The following is a 17,567-nucleotide window of genomic DNA, read 5'->3' as shown; positions in this document are numbered from 1 at the left end:
GCAGCGTGCAGGCACGCGGCCGCCCGGTCAAGGGATGTACCGACCCGTCGGAAGTGCGGCCACGCCGCGGGTTTGCAAGGAGGCGCCGTGCGATGCGGGACGCGGCGGCGCCTATTCGGCAACCGCACGCGTCTGCATGTTGCCCTGGTAGATCAAGTAGGGCTCGGCCTGGCCGTTGATGACAGCCTCGTCGACGACGACCTTGCTGACGTGCTCGAGCGAGGGCAGGTCGAACATCGTATCGAGCAGGACTTGTTCGATGATCGTCCGCAGGCCGCGCGCGCCGGTCTTGCGGCTGAGCGCCTTGCGCGCAACGGCAGTCAATGCCTCGGGGCGGAATTCGAGCTCGACGCCCTCCATCTCGAACAGGCGCTTGAACTGCTTGGTGATCGCGTTCTTCGGCTCGGTCAGGATCTTGACCAGGGCCGTCTCGTCGAGTTCCTCGAGTGTCGCGACGACCGGCAGGCGACCGACGAATTCGGGAATCAGCCCGAATTTGATCAGGTCGCCGGGCTGCACATCGGTCAGCCACTTGCCGGGTTCGGCCTTGCGGCTGGTGCTGCGGATCTCGGCCGAGAAGCCTATGCCGGTCGTCTCGGAGCGTTGCTGGATGATCTTTTCGAGGCCGGCGAAGGCGCCACCGACGATGAACAGCACGTTCTTGGTGTCGACCTGCAGGAACTCCTGCTGCGGATGCTTGCGTCCGCCCTGTGGCGGCACCGAAGCGACCGTGCCTTCGATCAGCTTGAGCAGGGCCTGCTGCACGCCCTCACCCGATACGTCGCGGGTGATCGACGGGTTCTCGCTCTTGCGAGAAATCTTGTCGATCTCATCGATGTAGACGATGCCGCTCTGCGCCTTTTCGACGTCGTAGTCGCACTTCTGCAGCAACTTCTGGATGATGTTCTCGACGTCCTCGCCGACGTAGCCCGCTTCGGTCAGCGTGGTCGCGTCGGCGATCGTGAACGGCACGTTGAGCAGGCGCGCCAGCGTCTCGGCCAGCAGGGTCTTGCCCGAGCCGGTCGGACCGACCAGCAGGATGTTCGACTTGGCCAGTTCGACCTCATCGCCGCGCGTGCGCGACTCGAGGCGCTTGTAGTGGTTGTAGACGGCGACCGCGAGCACCTTCTTGGCGCGCCCCTGGCCGATCACGTACTGGTCGAGGACGTCGAGGATTTCCTTCGGCTTCGGCAGGTGGCTGCGTGCCGAGGCGGCCTTTTCCTCGAGTTCCTCACGGATGATGTCGTTGCACAGCTCGACGCATTCGTCGCAGATGAACACCGACGGGCCGGCGATGAGCTTGCGCACCTCATGCTGGCTCTTGCCGCAGAAGGAGCAGTAGAGGATTTTCCCGCCGTCGCCCGATCGGCCCTGTCGCTCGTCAGTCATGCCCCGCCTCGGGTGGTTCACGTGATGCCGCGCGAGCATAGCACAGGCCCGAAACGGGCCAGGAAACGCGTTCCGGAGCCCTCGGACCGGCGCGGCGATGGTTAGGAGTACCGGCCTCAGCCGGCGCGGATGCTCTCTTGCGGGCGCTGCTCGAGCACCTCGTCGATCAGGCCATAGGTCTTGGCGTCCTGGGCGTTGAAGAACAGGTCGCGCTCGACATCGCGCTCGATGCGTTCAAGCGGCTGGCCGGTGTTGGCCGCCAGTTCCTCGTTCAGGCGCTTGCGCAGGTAGAGGATCTCGCGCGCCTGGATCTCGATGTCGGTGGCCTGGCCCTGCGCGCCGCCGTGCGGCTGGTGGATCATCACGCGCGAGTTCGGCAGGGCGTAACGCTTGCCCTTGGCACCCGCCGTGAGCAGGAAGGCGCCCATGCTCGCCGCCTGGCCGATCACCATCGTGCTCACGTCGGGCTTGAGGAAGCGCATCGTGTCGTAGATGGCGAGGCCGGCCGTGACCGAACCGCCCGGACTGTTGATGTACAGGTTGATGTCCTTGTCGGGGTTCTCCGACTCGAGGAACAGTAGCTGGGCGACAACGACATTGGCCACGTAGTCGTCGACCGGGCCGACCAGAAAGATCACCCGCTCCTTGAGCAGACGCGAATAGATGTCATAGGCGCGCTCGCCACGCGAGGTCTGCTCGACAACCATCGGCACGAGGTTGAGGCCTTGCGGGACGATACGGCTGGACATGTTCGGTCTCCTTCGGGTTCCGGCGGATCAGCCGCCGGGACGCATCACGTCGTTGAAGCTCAGGCTGTGCTCGCTGACCTTGGCGTTCGCCGCAACCCAGTCGACCACCTGGTCTTCCAGCACGCGGCTCTGCAGGCCGCTCATCAACTGGGGGTCACGCGTGTAGAGTTCAATGAGCTGGTCCGGCTCCTCGTAGGTCGAGGCGATCGTCTGCAGCATTTCCGCGACGCGGCGGCTATCGATGCGGATGTCATTCTGGCGCGCGAGTTCGGCGAGGAGGAAGCCACCGGCGACGCGGCGGCGCGCACTTGCCAGGAACGGCTCATGGGCGAGCGGCGGCTTGCCTTCGCCAGCTGCACGGCGCGCCATGTCGCGCGCCTCGTTCTCGATGACGCCCTGCGGCAGCTCGAGATCGGCGTGCGCATCGACCAGCTTCTCGACCGTGACGGCCTTGAGGCGTGCGGCCAAGGCGGCCGACAGCTCGCGCTCGAGGTTGGCACGCACGTCCTCACGAAACTTCGCCACCCCCCCTTCACTGACGCCGAATGCGGCGATGAAGGTATCGTCGAGGGCCGGCAGCGACGGCTCCTGCACACGCACGACCGTGATCGCCACGTGCGCGTTCTTGCCGGCGAGGCCGGCAACGCGGAAATCTGCAGGGAAGTCGAGGTCGGCTTCGAAGGCCTCGTCAGCCTTGTGGCCGACCAGCACATCCTCGAGCATCGCCGGCAGCGCGTTCGAACCGATGATGGTGCCGACGCGGTCGGCCCCCGACTCCGGGTAACGGAAATCGCCGGCCTGGGCCGAGAGCTCGAACAGCACCATGTCGTCCTTCTGCGCTGCGCGCTCGACCGGCGTCCAGTTGCGCCGCTGCAGACGCAGCGTCTCGATCATCTGGTCGACGTCCGGCTCCTCGACACTGGCTACCTGGCGCACGATCTCGAGTCCGCTGACGTCGATCGGGCCAAACTCGGGCATGACCTCGAAGGTCGCGGTGTATTCGATCTCGCCGTTCTCGGGCTTGCCGCTGGTCGCGATCGACGGTTGCACGGCCGGACGCAGCTTCTCGCTGCTGACGGCTTCCTGGAAGGTCGAACCGATCAGTTCGGACAACGCCTCGCCGCGGATCTGCGCGCCGAAACGCTGCTCGATCACCTTGGTCGGTACCTTGCCCGGACGGAAACCCTTGATGCGTGCATTGCGCCCCATCTCGAGGACTCGATTGCGCACCGTGTCATCGAGGCGCGCGGCGGGAATGCGCACCGTCAGCTTGCGCCCGAGGCCGCCGACGTTCTCAACCGAAACTTGCATGGATGCTCCTTGGAACTGCGTACGCCCGGGCAGCAACCGGGACTCGTCGAGCCGGACATGATAAGCGATCGCGCCGCCCCCGTGCATCCACAGCATCGGCTGTGGATCGCCGCGGAACGGTCACGAACGGTTGTGCGAACGGAGAGACTCGAACTCTCACGGGTTGCCCCACTGGAACCTAAATCCAGCGTGTCTACCAGTTCCACCACGTTCGCGCGGACGTCGCCGGGCATGGCGGGTGGCTCGTATCGATGGCGCCTTGCGCGCCCGCACCCGGAGAAAGGCCTGTTTGGTGGGTCGTGTAGGATTCGAACCTACGACCTATTGATTAAGAGTCAACTGCTCTACCAACTGAGCTAACGACCCGAAACAGGAACCGCGATTGTAGCAAGGCAAGCCGCGCCTGCGAAACCCTCACGGCTCACGCTGCCGTCGAAGTGGGGTGGCTGAGGGGACTCGAACCCCCGACAACTGGAATCACAATCCAGTACTCTAACCAACTGAGCTACAGCCACCATCGAAACCGATTGTTCCCGCCGATCCGGCGCGATCCGCATGCCCCGCAAGTGGCGCGCCCGACAGGAATCGAACCTGCAACCGTCGGCTTAGAAGGCCGATGCTCTATCCGGTTGAGCTACGGGCGCAACATCGCACGAACTTCGTTCGCCGATGCGGCGGGCCGCCGGAGTGGTCGGGGTAGAGGGATTCGAACCCCCGACATCCTGCTCCCAAAGCAGGCGCGCTACCAGACTGCGCTATACCCCGCCGTTACCGAATGGAACCGACGCTCGCGCCCGCACCGACCGGAAAGGCGCGGAATGTTAATGTCGGTGCCGCGTCGCGTCAATTCATGGGCCCACGACTCCGTGCAACTTCGGTGGATCGCTGCTCCGTCCCCGAGCGGAGGAACCTCCCTTCCTGATGTCCTGGCGGACTCGCCCCGACGCTCCGGATGCCCCGGTTCCTGTATCCCGTGAACGACGCTACCACGCCCGATTTCACTTCCGCCGCAGCTGCTCCGCCTCGACTTCCGGAACCGTCAACAGCGTGGCTTGCGCCTCGAAGCCGTCGGCAAAGATGCTGTCATCGCTGGCCCCGGACACCAGCAGCAGCGAATCGGCAAGGTCCAGGTAGTCGCCACCGAAAGTCAGAAACCCGCGATTCTCCCAGGCCGAAATATTCGCGAACGGGAAGCTGGTCAGCCGAGGCACCAGCTCGGGTTCTTCGAACTCATTCCGGTAGATGATCCAGGCATTCCCCTCCGAGTCGAACTGCAACGACTTGACCGACGACCCGGCTCCGCCGATGTAGAAGAGGTCCACCAGGCTCCCGTTCGTCACATCGATCCTGTAAACACGGGGAGCATCGCCCGTCTCGATGACGTGGTAGGCGCCCGTCACCGCGTCGTAGGCAAAGGAACTGGCCGTACGCATGGGGTGGCTAAAAGTGATGTTCGCCACATGCGTCGCGACGGCGGTCGCAAGGTTCACCCGGTACAGCGCCTGGCCACCGATGAAGAATGCTCCTGCCGGCCCGATGGCAAGCGGACCACCAGCGGGATAGCTTGGCGCGCCTCCCGGGTTCACCACCAGTTGGCCGACCGCCGTCTGCGCGCCGGTCGCGGGGTTGATCGAGGCAAGCGAATAGGAATAGCCAGACGTGGGGTCGTAATACTCCCGAACGTAGTAGCCACGGCTGCTTGCCGGGTCGTAGTGCCCCTGGAATTGCCCGGCATCACCGTCGAGCGTGGTGGCAGGGCCGATCGAGGTGGTGACCGCCGTATCCGGGTCCACCGAGAGCGGGTGCCAGTGCTGCGCGGCGGGGGTGGTCGCGATCAGGAACAACGCGTCGCCGTCGGGTAGGTCAACCGCGCTCGCCGAGGCGACCACGCCAAGGCCCAGAGCTGCGCCATCGATGCGCGCGCCTTCTGACCGCCGGCCTTTCGGGCTCGCCGCCGGTTGGATCGGCCTGCATGCCGCGCCCGCTTTCGAGCATTGCCGCCAGCGACAGTTTGGCTTCGTTGGAACCAACGGCTGCAGCCTTGCGGTACCAGTCCGCCGCAGCCGCGTAGTCCGGCGCGCCGTCCATGCCCTTCTCGTAGATCTGGCCGACGTAGTACTGCGCCTGGGCATCGCCACCCTTGGCCTTGTCCATCCACACGGCAAGACTCGATTTGAGCGTTGCGCGGTCGTAGGCGACGTACTCGCCGCCGCGCATCGCGCACAACTGCGCGGTGGTCTTCACCGGCAAGCGTGGCCCGATGTAGGACATGGCCCCGGAGCGTCGGACCTGACCAGGCAGCAGGCAATCGACGACCATCATGGCATCGATCGGTTGTACACCAGCCATGGCTCCACCCTTTTGCACATAGGGTTGCCAGGAGTCCTGTGCATTGGCGATGCCGCTGGCCAAAACGAGCGCGAACACCATCGCGCCACTGCTTCGCATGATCCGCATCGCCGCCCCTCCTCGACGATCAAGCCTCATCTTCGCGATTAGCCCCAATGGGGGCTCGCTGGGAAGTTTGCGAACCGCTTCACAATTCCGGGGCGCGCCGCTGATGCTTTTCGACGCAGGCCGTCAACTGCGAAACGGGGCAATCGCGACGGATCCAGGCCTCAGCTGGACACGTGAGCATGAAAGATCCTGGCCGACATCGCTCCGAGAACCGCTCGACGGGAGGCTCCCCCACGGATCAATCGTCGTCCCATGCGGCGACCACGTCGGTACGGCGGGCCGTCGGCACGACCTGCGACTTCACCGCGTGCCACACGGCCAGCGCATCGCGGGTCGGCGCGACATCATGCACGCGCACGATCGCGGCACCGTTCTGCACGGCAATCAGGGCCGCCGCGACCGAGCCGGCCACGCGCGACTCCGGCGCCTCGCGCCCGGTCAATGCGCCGATCATCGACTTGCGTGACAGCCCCACCAAGACCGGCGCGATCTCGGCGAAACGGGCGCACTGGGCCAGCAGGGCGAGATTGTGTTCGAGGGTCTTGCCAAAGCCGAAACCCGGATCGACGACGATGCGCTTGCGCTCGATGCCTGCCAGCTGGCAGGCGAACAGGCGGTCCGTGAGGAAACGGTGCACTTCGCCGACGACGTCGTCGTAGTGCGGATCCTGCTGCATCGTGCGCGGTTCGCCCTGCATGTGCATCAGGCAAACGACCACGCCGAGTTCGGCGGCGACTTCGAGCGCACCGTCGGCGCGCAACGCGTGCACGTCATTGAGCATCCCTGCTCCGGCGGCGACGGCGGCACGCATGACCTCGACATCCGAAGTATCGATCGAAATCGGTACCGTGGTGCGCGCGGCGACGGCTTCGATCACCGGCACGACGCGTGCGATCTGCTCGCCGGCGGCGACCGGCGAGGCGCCGGGACGCGTCGATTCGGCGCCGATGTCAAGCAGATCGGCGCCCTCCTCGACCAGGCGCAGGGCGTGCTCGATGGCGGCATCGCGGTCGAGCCAGCGTCCGCCATCGGAGAACGAATCGGTGGTGATATTGACGACGCCGGCGATACGCGGGCGGTCGAGCTCGAGGATGCGGCCGCGGCAGTCGAGGCTGGCGTGCAACATGATGCCCCCTGGAAAGAACGAAGGCCGCACCGGGCGGCCTTCGTCGGCATGGAACAAGGCTTCAGACTTCGCCGTCGCGCGTCTGCGCGGCCGGCCCACCGATCGGGCTTTCGCCGCCGCGAGGGCCATTGCCACTGCCGCTGCTGCGCGGCGAACCGCCGTTCCAGTCCTTCGGCGGCGAGGGCGTACGCCCGGCCATGATCTCGGCCACCTGCTCGCGGTCGATCGTCTCGTAGGTCAGCAGCGCCTCGGCCATGGCATGCAGGATGCCCAATTTCTCCGTGAGGATGCGCTTGGCACGTGCGTACTCCCGATCGAGGATGCCACGCACGACCTCGTCGATCCGGCGCGCGGTCTCGTCGGACACGTTCTTGTGTTGGGTCACCGAGCGGCCGAGGAAGACCTCGTCTTCCTGCTCGCCGTAGGCGATCGGGCCCATTTCGTCGGAGAGGCCCCACTTGGTGACCATGTTGCGCGCCATCTGTGTCGCGCGCTCGATGTCGTTCGAGGCACCGGTGGTCACGCGGTCCTCGCCGAAGATGATCTCCTCGGCGACACGCCCGCCGTACAGGCTGGCGAGGCGGCTCTCGAGCTCGGTCTTGCTGTAGCTGTGGCGATCCTGCTCGGGCAGGTACATGGTCACGCCCAGCGCGCGTCCGCGCGGAATGATCGTGACCTTGTGCACCGGATCGTGCAGCGGTACCGACAGGCCGACGATCGCGTGGCCGGCCTCGTGGTAGGCGGTGAGCTTCTTTTCCTCCTCGCTCATGATCATCGAGCGCCGTTCGGCCCCCATCATGATCTTGTCCTTGGCCCGCTCGAAATGGAGCATGGTCACGTCGCGCGAGTTCTCGCGCGCAGCGAACAGCGCGGCCTCGTTGACGAGGTTGGCGAGATCGGCGCCGGAGAAGCCCGGCGTGCCGCGCGCGATGACGACCGGCTCGACGTCGGCGGCGAGCGGCACCTTGCGCATGTGCACCTTGAGGATCTGCTCACGGCCCTTGATGTCGGGCAGCGGTACGACCACCTGGCGATCGAAGCGGCCCGGGCGCAGCAGGGCCGGGTCGAGCACGTCGGGGCGGTTGGTCGCGGCGATGACGATCACGCCCTCGCTGCCTTCGAAGCCATCCATCTCGACGAGCAACTGGTTCAGCGTCTGCTCGCGCTCGTCGTGGCCACCACCAAGGCCAGCCCCGCGATGGCGGCCGACCGCATCGATTTCGTCGATGAAAATGATGCACGGCGCCTGCTTCTTGGCCTGCTCGAACATGTCGCGCACGCGCGCCGCACCGACGCCGACGAACATCTCGACGAAGTCGGAGCCGGAGATGGAGAAAAACGGCACCTTGGCCTCGCCGGCGATCGCCTTGGCGAGCAGGGTCTTGCCGGTACCTGGCGAGCCGACCATCAGCACGCCACGCGGGATCTTGCCGCCGAGCCGGGTGAACTTGGACGGATCGCGCAGGAACTCGACCAGCTCGGAAACCTCCTCCTTGGCCTCATCGCAGCCGGCGACGTCGGCGAAGGTGACCTTGATCTGGTCCTCGCCTTGCAGCTTGGCGCGCGAACGGCCGAACGACATCGCCCCGCGTCCGCCCGCACCGGCCTGCATCTGGCGCATGAAATAGAACAGCAGACCGATGAAGATGATGATCGGCAGCCAGTCGAACAGGATGCGCAACGCGATCGGCATCGGCGGGTCGGCCGCTTCGATCTTGACCTTCTGCGCACCTTTCTCGATTTCGGCGATGGCCTGTTCGGTCAACAGCGCGGTCGTGCGCACGCTGCTGCCGTCGCGCAGCTTGGCCTCGATGGTGCGGTTGAAGCCCGGATCGTTCTTGATCAGCACTTCATCGACGCGGTTGTCGCGCACGGCCTGCATGAACTCCGAATACGGCAGGTCCGTGACGGTGGCCACGCGCGGATTGAAACTCTGGAACACCGTCAGCAGGACGACCGCGATGACGACCCAGAGCAGGAGGGTTTTGGCCATGTCGTTCATGTTCGTGCGCGATCCTCTCCGGGTCCCTCAGCCGCGCTTGCCGGTGGCGAGCGCATACACCTCGTTGCTGCGCGCCCGCGAAGCCTTCGGCTTGCGGATGCTGACGCGTGCGTACTTTCCACGCAAGCGCCTGACGTACTCATCGAATCCCTGGCCCTGGAACAGCTTGGCCAGGAAGGCCCCGCCCTTGCGCAAATGCGCATCGGCGAATTCTTCGGCCAGTTCGGCCAGATGCATGGAACGGTCCTGGTCGACCGCGGACACCCCGCTCATGTTGGGGGCCATGTCGGAAAGCACAAGATCGACCGCTGCACCACCGAGAGCTGCGTCGAGCTGCCGCACTGCCTCGTCCTCGCGGAAATCGCCCTGGATGAATTCGACGCCGCCGATGCCCTGCATCGGCAGGACGTCGAGGGCGACGATGCGACCGGCATCGCCGAGGCGCTCGCGCACCATCTGCGACCAGCCGCCGGGCGCCGCGCCGAGGTCGACGACGACCATGCCGGGCTTGAGCAGGGCATCGCGTTCAAGGATCTCGTCGAGCTTGAACACCGCCCGCGAGCGCCAGCCCTCGGCCTGCGCCTTCTTTACGAACGGGTCGCTGAAATGCTCCTGCAGCCAGCGTGAACTCGATTTGCTTCGTGCCACACTTGTTCCGCACGCGCCGCGCGCGTTGGTCCAGCCGGGAATGAAGCCGCATAATAGCCCGAAATCTTGCCGGCGCCCCGCTTCCGGGCCCGTACACGGACTCCGTTCATGCCCCTTTCCCCGTTCCAGAAGCGCTATCTGCGTGGTCTCGCCCACTCGCTCGACCCGGTCGTCCTGCTCGGCCAGAAGGGCGTCACGCCGGCCGTCATCGCCGAACTCGGCCTCGCCCTCGACCACCACGAGCTGGTCAAGGTGAAGCTCTCGGGCGGTGACCGAGCGGAACGCGCGGCGCAGATTGAAGCACTGTGCACGCCACTCGACGCCGAACTCGTGCAGACCATCGGCCGCACCGCCACGTTGTGGCGGCGCAACGCCGACGCACCAAGACTGCCGCTGCCTAAGTGAGCCGGTGCGACCGATGCACCTGAGCCACGACCGTCCCGAAGGCTATTTCTTCATCCGCGCCTGCCGTGCCGACGCGATCACCGTGATCGACCGCGAACTGCGCGCCAGCTTCGTCATCGCCCCGGACCGCGTCATCGAGGACTGGCCCGTGCCCTCGCTGGCCGCGCTCGATCCGGCAGCGATCGCGCGCCTGTTCGACCTCGAGCCCGAGTTGGTCATCCTCGGCAGCGGCGCCCGCCTCGTGTTCCCGCCGCGCGAACTGCTGCTGCCACTGCAGCGTCGCCAGGTCGGCGTCGAGGTGATGGACAACAGTGCCGCCAGCCGTACCTACAACCTGCTCGCCGCCGAAGGGCGCCGCGTCGTCGGCGCATTCATCCTCGGCTGAACCCAGGCGGACGTCGTCGACGCGCCGAACGGCTCAGGCACGCGGTGGCGGCGTCTGCGACAGGCCGCGCAGGCGGCGGATCGCGTCCTGCTGGATCTGGCGCACGCGCTCGCGGGTCACGCCCAGATCACGGGCGATCTCGGCGAGCGACTGCACCGGCTGCGCACCGAGACCGAAGCGACGTTCGATGACGAGGCGCTGGCGCTCGTTCAGCGCCGCCAGCCAGTCCTGCAGACGCCCCGGATCGCCGACCTCGCTCGCCGCGGCGACCGGCTCATCCTCTTCGATGATGTGCTCGATGAGGGCACGGTCATCACTGTCGGAATACGGCGCATCGAGCGAACTGATGTGCTCACTGACGCGGAACAGTTCGGCGACGTCCTGGCTGCGCTTGCCGACTGCGGCAGCCAGTTCCTCGAGACTGGGCGCACGGCCTTGGCGAGCGGTCAGTTCGCGGTTGGCACGCAGCACCTGGGCCAGTTCGCGCAGCACGTGCACCGGAATGCGCACGGTGCGCCCCTGGTGCGACAGCGCATGCTGTACGCCCTGCCGGATCCACCACATTGCATAGGTCGAGAAACGCAGGCGCCTGGCCGGCTCGAATTTCTCGACTGCGCGGATCAGGCCGATGTTGCCTTCCTCGATCAGGTCGAGCAGCGGCACGCCGCGACCGACGTAACCGCGTGCAACCGTGACCACGAGTCTCAAGTTGGCCTCGATGAGGCGACGGCGTGCCTCCACATCGCCGGCCTGCACACGTTCGGCCAGCGCCCATTCCTCCTCGGCGCGCAGCAGCGGAATGAGGCCGATTTCGTTGAGGTAGGCGCCCGTGGAGCTGCGCACTTCCTCGTTCGCGGGCTCGATCGCCTCGAGCAGGGCGAGGACTTCCTCGACCTCGGGCTCGGAACCCGGTTCAGGCGGCAGTGCGGAACTCATCGTGCGAGCTTAGGGAGCGCTGGATCGACTGCGCAAGGGATGTTCTGATCAATCCCACAATGGCGTCACCATCCTGTGCGGACGCTGATCAAGGTGCGACGGCGAAGCCAGACTGGCCGTCTGTCGAGCCGGCGCAACGCCCATCTGCGCCTGCACCGGACGGCCCCAAGCTCTTGATTCCCAATGATGGGGTGGCATCCGCAAGGGCAGCGGCTCAGCGTGCCGGCAGGAATGCCGCCGGATCGACCGGCTTGCCATTGCGGCGGATTTCGAAATGTAGCATCTCGCGGCTCGCGCTCGACGAGCCCATTTCTGCAATCTGCTGCCCGGCCCTGACCTTGTCGCCCTCCTGCACCAGACGGCGGCGGTTGTGGCCATAGGCCGACAGCAGGGCCGCGCTGTGCTTGATGATGACAAGTTCACCGTAGCCGATCAGGCCGTTGCCGCTGTAGACGACCTCGCCATCGGCGGCGGCACGAACGGCATCGCCGGCACGGCCACCGATGTCGATGCCCTGACGGGTCGGATCGCCGGCAACGAAACCGTTCAGGCGCGGCCCCTCGGCCGGCCAGCGCCAGGTGATGCCGGAAGTCGAGGCAGCCACCGGCGGTGCGCTGGTCGCAGGCGTGGCCGGCTTCGGCGGGGTCACGGCCGGCGTCGATGCGGTCGGCGATGCCGATGTGGTCGCAGCAGGTGCGGATGCGACCAGCGGCGGCGCGGCCGGCGGCACGTCCTCGAACTTCGGCGCCTTCGGCGCACTCGGTGTCGGCGCCGGACGCACGGGCTGGGTCCGCGGCGGCTGTCGTGGCGCGGGAGCGGCAGCTACGCGCGGCGACGTTGCGCCGGCAAGGCGTATGCGCTGGCCTGCATGAATCGTGTACGGCGGCGCTATGCCATTGATGCGCGCCAGGTCGCGATAGTCCAGGCCGTTGCGGAAAGCGATGCTGTACAAGGTGTCGCCGCGCACGACGACATGCTCGCCGCTGATCGCGGGATTCAGCGCACGCGACGGCACGGACTTGCGCGGCGCACCGACGCTGCGGTCGTGCACGGGTGCCGGCGGCGTGCTCGCGCACGCGGCGACGAGGCCGGCAAGCAGGGCGACGATGACAGGGCGGAGGCGGCGAAGCACGGTCAGGCGGGTCGCTCAGTGCAGGAAACGAAAGTAGACCACGACGAACACGATCAAGGCGACGAGCACCCAGCCGATCCATTCGATCCAGCGGTGCAGCATCGCCTCGGCGCGCGGGCCGGCAAGGCGGATCACGCCCGCAAGCAGGTAGACGCGCTTGCCGCGACCGACCACCATGCTGGCGAAGAACGGCAGCAGTGGCACGCCAACGATGCCCGAAGCCCAGGTGAAGATCTTCAGCGGGATCGGCAGGAAGCCGGCCACGACCAGGGCCCAGAACGCCATCCACGGACTCTGCTGCACGATCGCGTTCAATTCGGCGACCTGCGCATCGATCCGGTCGAGCCAGCCGAGCGCACCCAGCAGCGGACGCAGCGCCTCAAACGCGTAGTGGCCGAGTGCATAGCCGACCAGCGCACCCAGCAGGGAGAACACCAGGCTCACCGTCGCATAGCGCGCCCAATGTGACGGCTTGGCCAGGACCATCGGGCCGAGCATCACCTCGGGCATGACCGGAAAGATGATTGCCTCGACGAAGCTCAGTCCGGCCAGATAGGGTTCCGCACGCGGATGCGCGGCCCAATGCAGCGCCTTTTCGTAGAGCGGCCGGAACAGCTTCACTCGATGCTCCCGCGCACGCAACCAATCATCCGACGCCACCGAGCAGGGGCACGAAGCTGACCGCGGCAATCACCTCGCGCCGCCAAGCCCCCTCCTCGCCGGCGCGCACGCGCACGAGCTGCTGGCGACCACTCGGCCCGACCGGCGCAACCAGCACGCCTTGTGGAGACAACTGGGCGAGCAGCGCGTCTTCGATGTCGGCTCCGGCAGCCGTGACCAGGATCGCGTCGAACGGCGCTTCGTCTGGCCAGCCGAGACGGCCGTCATCATGGCGCGAGCGGATGTTGGTGAAACCGAGCCTGCGGAAGCGTCGACGCGCGTTGCGCAGCAATTCGTCGATGCGCTCGACCGTATAGACATGGTCGACCAGCGCTGCCAGCACGGCACACTGGTAACCCGAGCCGGTGCCTACCTCGAGCACGCGCTTCGGCACGCCGTGTTCAAGCACGAGTTCAGTCATGCGCGCGACGACCTGCGGCTGCGAGATCGTCTGGCCACGACCGATCGGCAGTGCATCATCCTCATAGGCGCGGGTGGCCAGTGCCTCGTCGACGAACAGGTGGCGTGGCAACTGGCGCAGTACGTCGAGCACGCGGCGGTCACGGATGCCTTCCTTTTCGAGGCGGTCGACCAGGCGGTCGCGCGCACGCTGCGAGGTCATGCCTAGGCCTCGCACCTCCGGCGTCAGGTGCGGATAGGAAGTCATCGCGGGAGCGTCCTGGCCATCGCGGTCCCGCTCATGCGGCGTGGCTCTCCATGCTCAGCGAACCGACCCAGCCGCTGACCTTCTCCAGCGCCTGGTAGCGCGTCAGGTCGACGTGGATCGGCGTGATCGAAACATAGCCCGATCGCACGGCGTGGAAGTCGGTGCCGGGACCGTCGTCCTCGGCTTCGCCGGCAGGACCGATCCACCAGATCGGGCGTCCGCGCGGGTCCTGCTGGGCGATGCACGGTGCCGAACGATGGCGGCGACCGAGCCGCGCGACCGAGAAGCCTCGGATCTGCTCCCACGGCAGGTCAGGCACGTTGACGTTGAGGATGGTATCGGCCGGCAGCGGATCGACCACGAGCTTGCGCATCAGCTGCATGACTGCCAATGCGGCTGATTCGAAATGCTCGCCCTTGTGGTCGCGCGTGGCCAACGAGACGGCGATCGCCGGCAAGCCGAGGAAACGCCCCTCCATCGCCGCCGACACCGTGCCCGAATAGATCACGTCGTCGCCGAGGTTGGCCGCGTTGTTGATACCGGACACGACGATATCGGGCTCGACGTCGAGCAGGCCGGACAGGGCGAGATGCACGCAATCGGTGGGTGTGCCGGCGACGCGGTAGCGGCTGTCGTCGAGGCGGGTGACGCGGATCGGCTGATCCAGGGTCAGCGAATTGCTCGCGCCCGAGCGGTCACGGTCGGGCGCGACGACGACGACTTCCCCGACCGTGGCCAGGTGACGGGCCAGCACATGGATGCCCGGTGCATCGACACCATCGTCGTTGCTGACCAGTACACGCATCGGAAACCCTCGGATCGACACCGCAAACCAGCGCGGCAGGCATGGCGAAACCGCGATGATAGCGGAAGCGCCGCGGCTTGCCGCGCCTGCCCGATCGCGGCATGGTGCGGCCAACGATGAAACTGCCACGCATCCCGAAGCCCTCGCGCCATGCCAGTGCGCCGGCGCGGCCCGCGCCAACCGACGCCGACAGCGCATTGTTCCGCGAACTGATCGGTCCGGTGCGCCCGCTCACGCACGCCAGCGAAGTACCGGTCATGGCGGAAAGGCCGCCCGCAGAACCCCGCCAATTCGAGCGCGACGAAGCCGCCGTGCGCGACGAACTGCTCGATCACGCTTTCGACCCCGCAACGATCGAAGTCGGCGAGGAAATCCATCATCTGAAAGCCGGACAACCCGGACGGCTGCTGCGCCAGCTGCGCCGTGGCCAGTTCAGCGTGCGTGCCGAACTCGACCTGCACCAGATGACCGCAGAGGTCGCGCGCGAAGCGATCCACGCCTTCCTCGACGAGGCGATCCGCCACCACGAATACTGCGTGCGCATCGTGCACGGCAAGGGGCTGCGCTCCGCGACCGCGCGCGGGCCGGTGCTCAAGGGCCTGACCGAGCAGATCCTGCGTCGCCGCAGCGACGTGGTCGCGTTCTCGTCGGCCCTGCCGGCGCAGGGCGGCACGGGTGCCGTGCTCGTCCTGCTGGGACGACCCTGAATGGGCGGCTCAATCGTTGCGCGGAGCGCGTTCGTAGGCCACGCGCTTCAGCGGCGGATTGACCCAGGTGGTCTTCACCCCGCGCTGCAATGCCCAAGCGTTGACGGCCGCGATTTTCGCGCTGTCGATTTCATTGCGGTCCTTGCGCACGACGCCGTTCGACGAGCTCGCACAACCCACGCTTCCGGAAACGACCACCACTGTCAGCATCAACATGAACTTGCGCATGACGACCTCCATCGAGGACGGCGGCCGGACGACCGGGCCCGGTCTGCTGCGACCGCTCGACATGCACTATAGGCAGGGTGGCAAGAGTACGGCGTCACCGGCACAAGCCTGCGCAGCGTCCCCGGTACGGCCATGGCGGCGCACCTTCTTCCGGGGATGGCCCGATCCGACTCCTTCGCGGCTGAACCCGCACCCCCAGGGTTTGAATTTCGTGGGGCGGCCTCGACCACGATGGGGAAAACCGGAAACTCCCCAGGGATGCTCCGAACAACTCCGCAACGGCGTGACCGTCGAGTGAGGACACGGACCAAGGCTTGACGGCGAAGGCAGGCTGGCCGTCTGTCGAGCCGGCGCACCGCCAAGCGGCGCCCGCACAGGTCGGCCACACCAGTTGATTCCAATTCCCGGGAGACATCCGCGCGGCCATCGACGCAGCTGCCGGGCGCATGATTCCACTGGCGGCACGTCATCGGTAGAGTCTGCAGGGTGTCGCACGCGGCGCAGCCGAGGATGACCGTGGGGTTCCTTGCGGACCAAGTGCATTGAGTGGAGTCCGGGAATCGCTACCCCCCTTCGGGCACCCTGCAGAACGGGATGAACTCATGCCACAGCTGACCAATCCGCAACCAGACGAACTGTCTCGGGCCGAACATCTTCGCCTCGCGTTCATCGCCGCCTGGTTGATGTGCAGCCTTTTCTATTTTGCTCAGTATGCGCTGCGGTCGGCACCGGGCGTCATGCTGGATGAACTCGGGCAGGCCCTGACCCTGAACAGGGTCGCATTGAGCACGCTCATCGGCCTTTACTACTACACCTACGCGATCTTCGCGATCATCACGGGAGCAGCGCTTGACCGAGCCGGCCCGAAATACGTGGTCCCCGTCGGCGTGATCGCCGTCGCTGTGGGCTCGGTGCTGTTCGGGCTCGGAGACCTTGCGGCAGCCCAGGTCGGTCGCCTGCTTCAGGGCGCGGGTTCCGCGGTGGCGTTCACCGGCGCTGTCTATCTGGCGACCCGCGGCTTCCCCAAGGAATGGCTGGCCACCGCGGTCGGCATGACCCAGTGCTTCGGCATGCTCGGCGGTTCCGTCGGACAGTTCGCGGTCGGCCCGATCGTGCACACCATGATGCCGTGGCAACACTTCTGGTTCCTTTCGGGAATCATCTTGGTCCTGCTTGCGGTGGGCATGATGCTGATAACCCCGGCGCGCCAGGACTATGCGCCCACCAATGGGCCTCCCGAGCCGGTCCGCAGGATGCTGGCGCCGTACAAGACGGTTCTCGCCAACCCGCAAAGCTGGCTTTGCGGGCTGATCGCCGGACTCCTGTTTCTCCCGACGACGATCTTCGACATGATCTGGGGCGTGCCGTTTCTGAGCGACGGCCTGAACGTGGACAAGGCCTCCGCAGTCGCCCGCGCGAGCACAGTGCCCCTCGGCTGGGTGGTCGGCGCACCGTTGCTGGGCTATTTCGCCGACCGCATGGGTCGGCGCAAGCCCGTGATCCTTGGCGGCGCCGCGCTGCTGGCGCTCTGTTTCGCCGCGATACTCTATCTGCCACCGGGATACTTTCCGCCCTATGTGCTCGGCCTGCTCATGGGCATCGGCTCGGGTGCCGCGATGATCCCTTACACGATCATCAAGGAAGTCAATCCGGACCAGATCAAGGGGTCGGCAACCGGCGCGATCAATTGTCTCGTCTTCTCGATGACCGCCCTGCTCAATCCGGTGTTCAGTCGGTTTCTCAATGCGCGCACGCCGCCCGGCGAGGCGATCGGCCTGTCACAGTATCAGGCCGGCGGCGGCCTGCTCATCGCAGGCGTGGTCGTGGCGATGATCCTCAGCGTCTTCCTGCGCGAAACAGGCGCCAGAGCGCGGGTCGTCCGCCCACCCGGTTGACCGGGCGGGAATGCGGCCGGCCCGTAACGATTCGGCCCAATGCGGATGACCGACCGCCCCGAACC

18 protein-coding genes and 5 tRNA genes are annotated in these 17,567 nt (G+C 66.4%); 4 read left to right on the top strand and 19 right to left on the bottom strand.

Going from position 1 to position 17,567, the window contains the following annotated elements; all coding sequences use genetic code 11:
• Positions 1-111: 111 nt before the first annotated feature.
• The 13 genes from clpX to rlmE all read right to left on the bottom strand — a co-directional run bounded on the left by clpX (position 112) and on the right by rlmE (position 9,682).
• Complete coding sequence (gene clpX, locus KF907_RS11415) at positions 112-1,389, bottom strand: ATP-dependent Clp protease ATP-binding subunit ClpX (protein ID WP_291220498.1); 1,278 nt, start codon at positions 1,387-1,389, stop codon at positions 112-114.
• 116 nt (positions 1,390-1,505) lie between these two features.
• Positions 1,506-2,138, bottom strand: coding sequence for an ATP-dependent Clp endopeptidase proteolytic subunit ClpP (gene clpP, locus KF907_RS11410; RefSeq protein ID WP_291220497.1), 633 nt, complete (start codon positions 2,136-2,138; stop codon positions 1,506-1,508).
• Positions 2,139-2,165: 27 nt separating this feature from the next.
• Positions 2,166-3,449 (bottom strand): trigger factor, encoded by a 1,284-nt coding sequence (gene tig, locus KF907_RS11405; RefSeq protein ID WP_291220496.1) that lies wholly within the window; start codon positions 3,447-3,449, stop codon positions 2,166-2,168.
• A gap of 133 nt (positions 3,450-3,582) precedes the next feature.
• Positions 3,583-3,664 (bottom strand) — tRNA-Leu (locus tag KF907_RS11400).
• A gap of 75 nt (positions 3,665-3,739) precedes the next feature.
• Positions 3,740-3,815: transfer RNA gene (locus tag KF907_RS11395), tRNA-Lys, on the bottom strand.
• A 72-nt stretch (positions 3,816-3,887) separates the two neighbouring features.
• A tRNA-His gene (locus KF907_RS11390) sits at positions 3,888-3,964 on the bottom strand.
• 52 nt (positions 3,965-4,016) lie between these two features.
• Positions 4,017-4,093: transfer RNA gene (locus KF907_RS11385), tRNA-Arg, on the bottom strand.
• Positions 4,094-4,137: 44 nt separating this feature from the next.
• Positions 4,138-4,214 (bottom strand) — tRNA-Pro (locus tag KF907_RS11380).
• 233 nt (positions 4,215-4,447) lie between these two features.
• Positions 4,448-5,338 (bottom strand): hypothetical protein, encoded by an 891-nt coding sequence (locus tag KF907_RS11375; RefSeq protein ID WP_291220495.1) that lies wholly within the window; start codon positions 5,336-5,338, stop codon positions 4,448-4,450.
• On the bottom strand, positions 5,313-5,906 hold the full coding sequence (locus KF907_RS11370; protein ID WP_291220493.1) for a tetratricopeptide repeat protein: 594 nt from the start codon (positions 5,904-5,906) through the stop codon (positions 5,313-5,315). Before KF907_RS11370 ends, KF907_RS11375 begins: the two co-directional genes overlap by 26 nt.
• A 238-nt stretch (positions 5,907-6,144) precedes the next feature.
• Complete coding sequence (gene folP, locus KF907_RS11365) at positions 6,145-7,032, bottom strand: dihydropteroate synthase (RefSeq protein WP_291220491.1); 888 nt, start codon at positions 7,030-7,032, stop codon at positions 6,145-6,147.
• A gap of 61 nt (positions 7,033-7,093) precedes the next feature.
• The gene (gene ftsH, locus KF907_RS11360) at positions 7,094-9,034 is read right to left on the bottom strand and encodes an ATP-dependent zinc metalloprotease FtsH (protein ID WP_291220490.1); all 1,941 of its coding nucleotides are present in this window, start codon (positions 9,032-9,034) and stop codon (positions 7,094-7,096) included.
• Between the two features lie 27 nt (positions 9,035-9,061).
• On the bottom strand, positions 9,062-9,682 hold the full coding sequence (rlmE, locus tag KF907_RS11355; protein ID WP_291220488.1) for a 23S rRNA (uridine(2552)-2'-O)-methyltransferase RlmE: 621 nt from the start codon (positions 9,680-9,682) through the stop codon (positions 9,062-9,064).
• Between the two features lie 108 nt (positions 9,683-9,790).
• On the opposite strand from rlmE, the gene yhbY reads away from it, so the two are divergent.
• Together yhbY and KF907_RS11345 are read left to right on the top strand one after the other, a co-directional pair.
• Positions 9,791-10,087: a ribosome assembly RNA-binding protein YhbY gene (gene yhbY, locus KF907_RS11350; RefSeq protein WP_291220486.1), complete on the top strand. Its 297-nt coding sequence runs from the start codon at positions 9,791-9,793 to the stop codon at positions 10,085-10,087.
• A 13-nt stretch (positions 10,088-10,100) separates the two neighbouring features.
• A complete protein-coding gene (locus KF907_RS11345; RefSeq protein ID WP_291220484.1) occupies positions 10,101-10,472 on the top strand; it encodes an Mth938-like domain-containing protein in 372 nt (123 codons plus the stop codon).
• Between the two features lie 33 nt (positions 10,473-10,505).
• On the opposite strand, the gene KF907_RS11340 is transcribed toward KF907_RS11345, so the two are convergent.
• The 5 genes from KF907_RS11340 to surE form a co-directional block, all read right to left on the bottom strand.
• The gene (locus KF907_RS11340; protein WP_291220483.1) at positions 10,506-11,408 is read right to left on the bottom strand and encodes a sigma-70 family RNA polymerase sigma factor; all 903 of its coding nucleotides are present in this window, start codon (positions 11,406-11,408) and stop codon (positions 10,506-10,508) included.
• Between the two features lie 214 nt (positions 11,409-11,622).
• Complete coding sequence (locus KF907_RS11335; RefSeq protein WP_291220481.1) at positions 11,623-12,540, bottom strand: peptidoglycan DD-metalloendopeptidase family protein; 918 nt, start codon at positions 12,538-12,540, stop codon at positions 11,623-11,625.
• 15 nt (positions 12,541-12,555) lie between these two features.
• Positions 12,556-13,161, bottom strand: coding sequence for a YqaA family protein (locus KF907_RS11330; protein WP_291220479.1), 606 nt, complete (start codon positions 13,159-13,161; stop codon positions 12,556-12,558).
• Positions 13,162-13,186: 25 nt separating this feature from the next.
• A complete protein-coding gene (locus KF907_RS11325; protein WP_291220477.1) occupies positions 13,187-13,867 on the bottom strand; it encodes a protein-L-isoaspartate(D-aspartate) O-methyltransferase in 681 nt (226 codons plus the stop codon).
• A gap of 31 nt (positions 13,868-13,898) precedes the next feature.
• Positions 13,899-14,672, bottom strand: a complete 774-nt coding sequence (gene surE / locus KF907_RS11320; protein ID WP_291220475.1) for a 5'/3'-nucleotidase SurE — start codon at positions 14,670-14,672, stop codon at positions 13,899-13,901.
• A gap of 116 nt (positions 14,673-14,788) precedes the next feature.
• Here surE and KF907_RS11315 point away from each other — a divergent pair, with 116 nt between their 5' ends.
• Positions 14,789-15,379, top strand: coding sequence for a Smr/MutS family protein (locus KF907_RS11315; protein ID WP_291220473.1), 591 nt, complete (start codon positions 14,789-14,791; stop codon positions 15,377-15,379).
• Between the two features lie 9 nt (positions 15,380-15,388).
• Here KF907_RS11315 and KF907_RS11310 read toward each other — a convergent pair whose 3' ends face one another.
• Positions 15,389-15,607, bottom strand: a complete 219-nt coding sequence (locus tag KF907_RS11310; RefSeq protein WP_291220472.1) for a hypothetical protein — start codon at positions 15,605-15,607, stop codon at positions 15,389-15,391.
• A gap of 602 nt (positions 15,608-16,209) precedes the next feature.
• On the opposite strand from KF907_RS11310, the gene KF907_RS11305 reads away from it, so the two are divergent.
• Positions 16,210-17,502, top strand: coding sequence for an MFS transporter (locus KF907_RS11305; RefSeq protein ID WP_291220470.1), 1,293 nt, complete (start codon positions 16,210-16,212; stop codon positions 17,500-17,502).
• Positions 17,503-17,567: the final 65 nt, after the last annotated feature.

It is taken from the genome of Dokdonella sp., assembly GCF_019634775.1.
Lineage (GTDB): Bacteria > Pseudomonadota > Gammaproteobacteria > Xanthomonadales > Rhodanobacteraceae > Dokdonella.
Note: the sequence above shows the minus strand (reverse complement) of the source record. Positions and strands in the feature narration are given on the sequence as shown.

Excerpts from the sequence above, each read along its gene's own strand:
- clpX (WP_291220498.1), bottom strand. The coding sequence starts at position 1,389 with ATGACTGACGAGCGACAGGGCCGATCGGGCGACGGCGGGAAAATCCTC.
- clpP (WP_291220497.1), bottom strand. The coding sequence starts at position 2,138 with ATGTCCAGCCGTATCGTCCCGCAAGGCCTCAACCTCGTGCCGATGGTT.
- tig (WP_291220496.1), bottom strand. The coding sequence starts at position 3,449 with ATGCAAGTTTCGGTTGAGAACGTCGGCGGCCTCGGGCGCAAGCTGACG.
- KF907_RS11370 (WP_291220493.1), bottom strand. The coding sequence starts at position 5,906 with ATGCGGATCATGCGAAGCAGTGGCGCGATGGTGTTCGCGCTCGTTTTG.
- folP (WP_291220491.1), bottom strand. The coding sequence starts at position 7,032 with ATGTTGCACGCCAGCCTCGACTGCCGCGGCCGCATCCTCGAGCTCGAC.
- ftsH (WP_291220490.1), bottom strand. The coding sequence starts at position 9,034 with ATGAACGACATGGCCAAAACCCTCCTGCTCTGGGTCGTCATCGCGGTC.
- yhbY (WP_291220486.1), top strand. The coding sequence starts at position 9,791 with ATGCCCCTTTCCCCGTTCCAGAAGCGCTATCTGCGTGGTCTCGCCCAC.
- KF907_RS11345 (WP_291220484.1), top strand. The coding sequence starts at position 10,101 with ATGCACCTGAGCCACGACCGTCCCGAAGGCTATTTCTTCATCCGCGCC.
- KF907_RS11340 (WP_291220483.1), bottom strand. The coding sequence starts at position 11,408 with ATGAGTTCCGCACTGCCGCCTGAACCGGGTTCCGAGCCCGAGGTCGAG.
- KF907_RS11325 (WP_291220477.1), bottom strand. The coding sequence starts at position 13,867 with ATGACTTCCTATCCGCACCTGACGCCGGAGGTGCGAGGCCTAGGCATG.
- surE (WP_291220475.1), bottom strand. The coding sequence starts at position 14,672 with ATGCGTGTACTGGTCAGCAACGACGATGGTGTCGATGCACCGGGCATC.
- KF907_RS11315 (WP_291220473.1), top strand. The coding sequence starts at position 14,789 with ATGAAACTGCCACGCATCCCGAAGCCCTCGCGCCATGCCAGTGCGCCG.
- KF907_RS11310 (WP_291220472.1), bottom strand. The coding sequence starts at position 15,607 with ATGCGCAAGTTCATGTTGATGCTGACAGTGGTGGTCGTTTCCGGAAGC.
- KF907_RS11305 (WP_291220470.1), top strand. The coding sequence starts at position 16,210 with ATGCCACAGCTGACCAATCCGCAACCAGACGAACTGTCTCGGGCCGAA.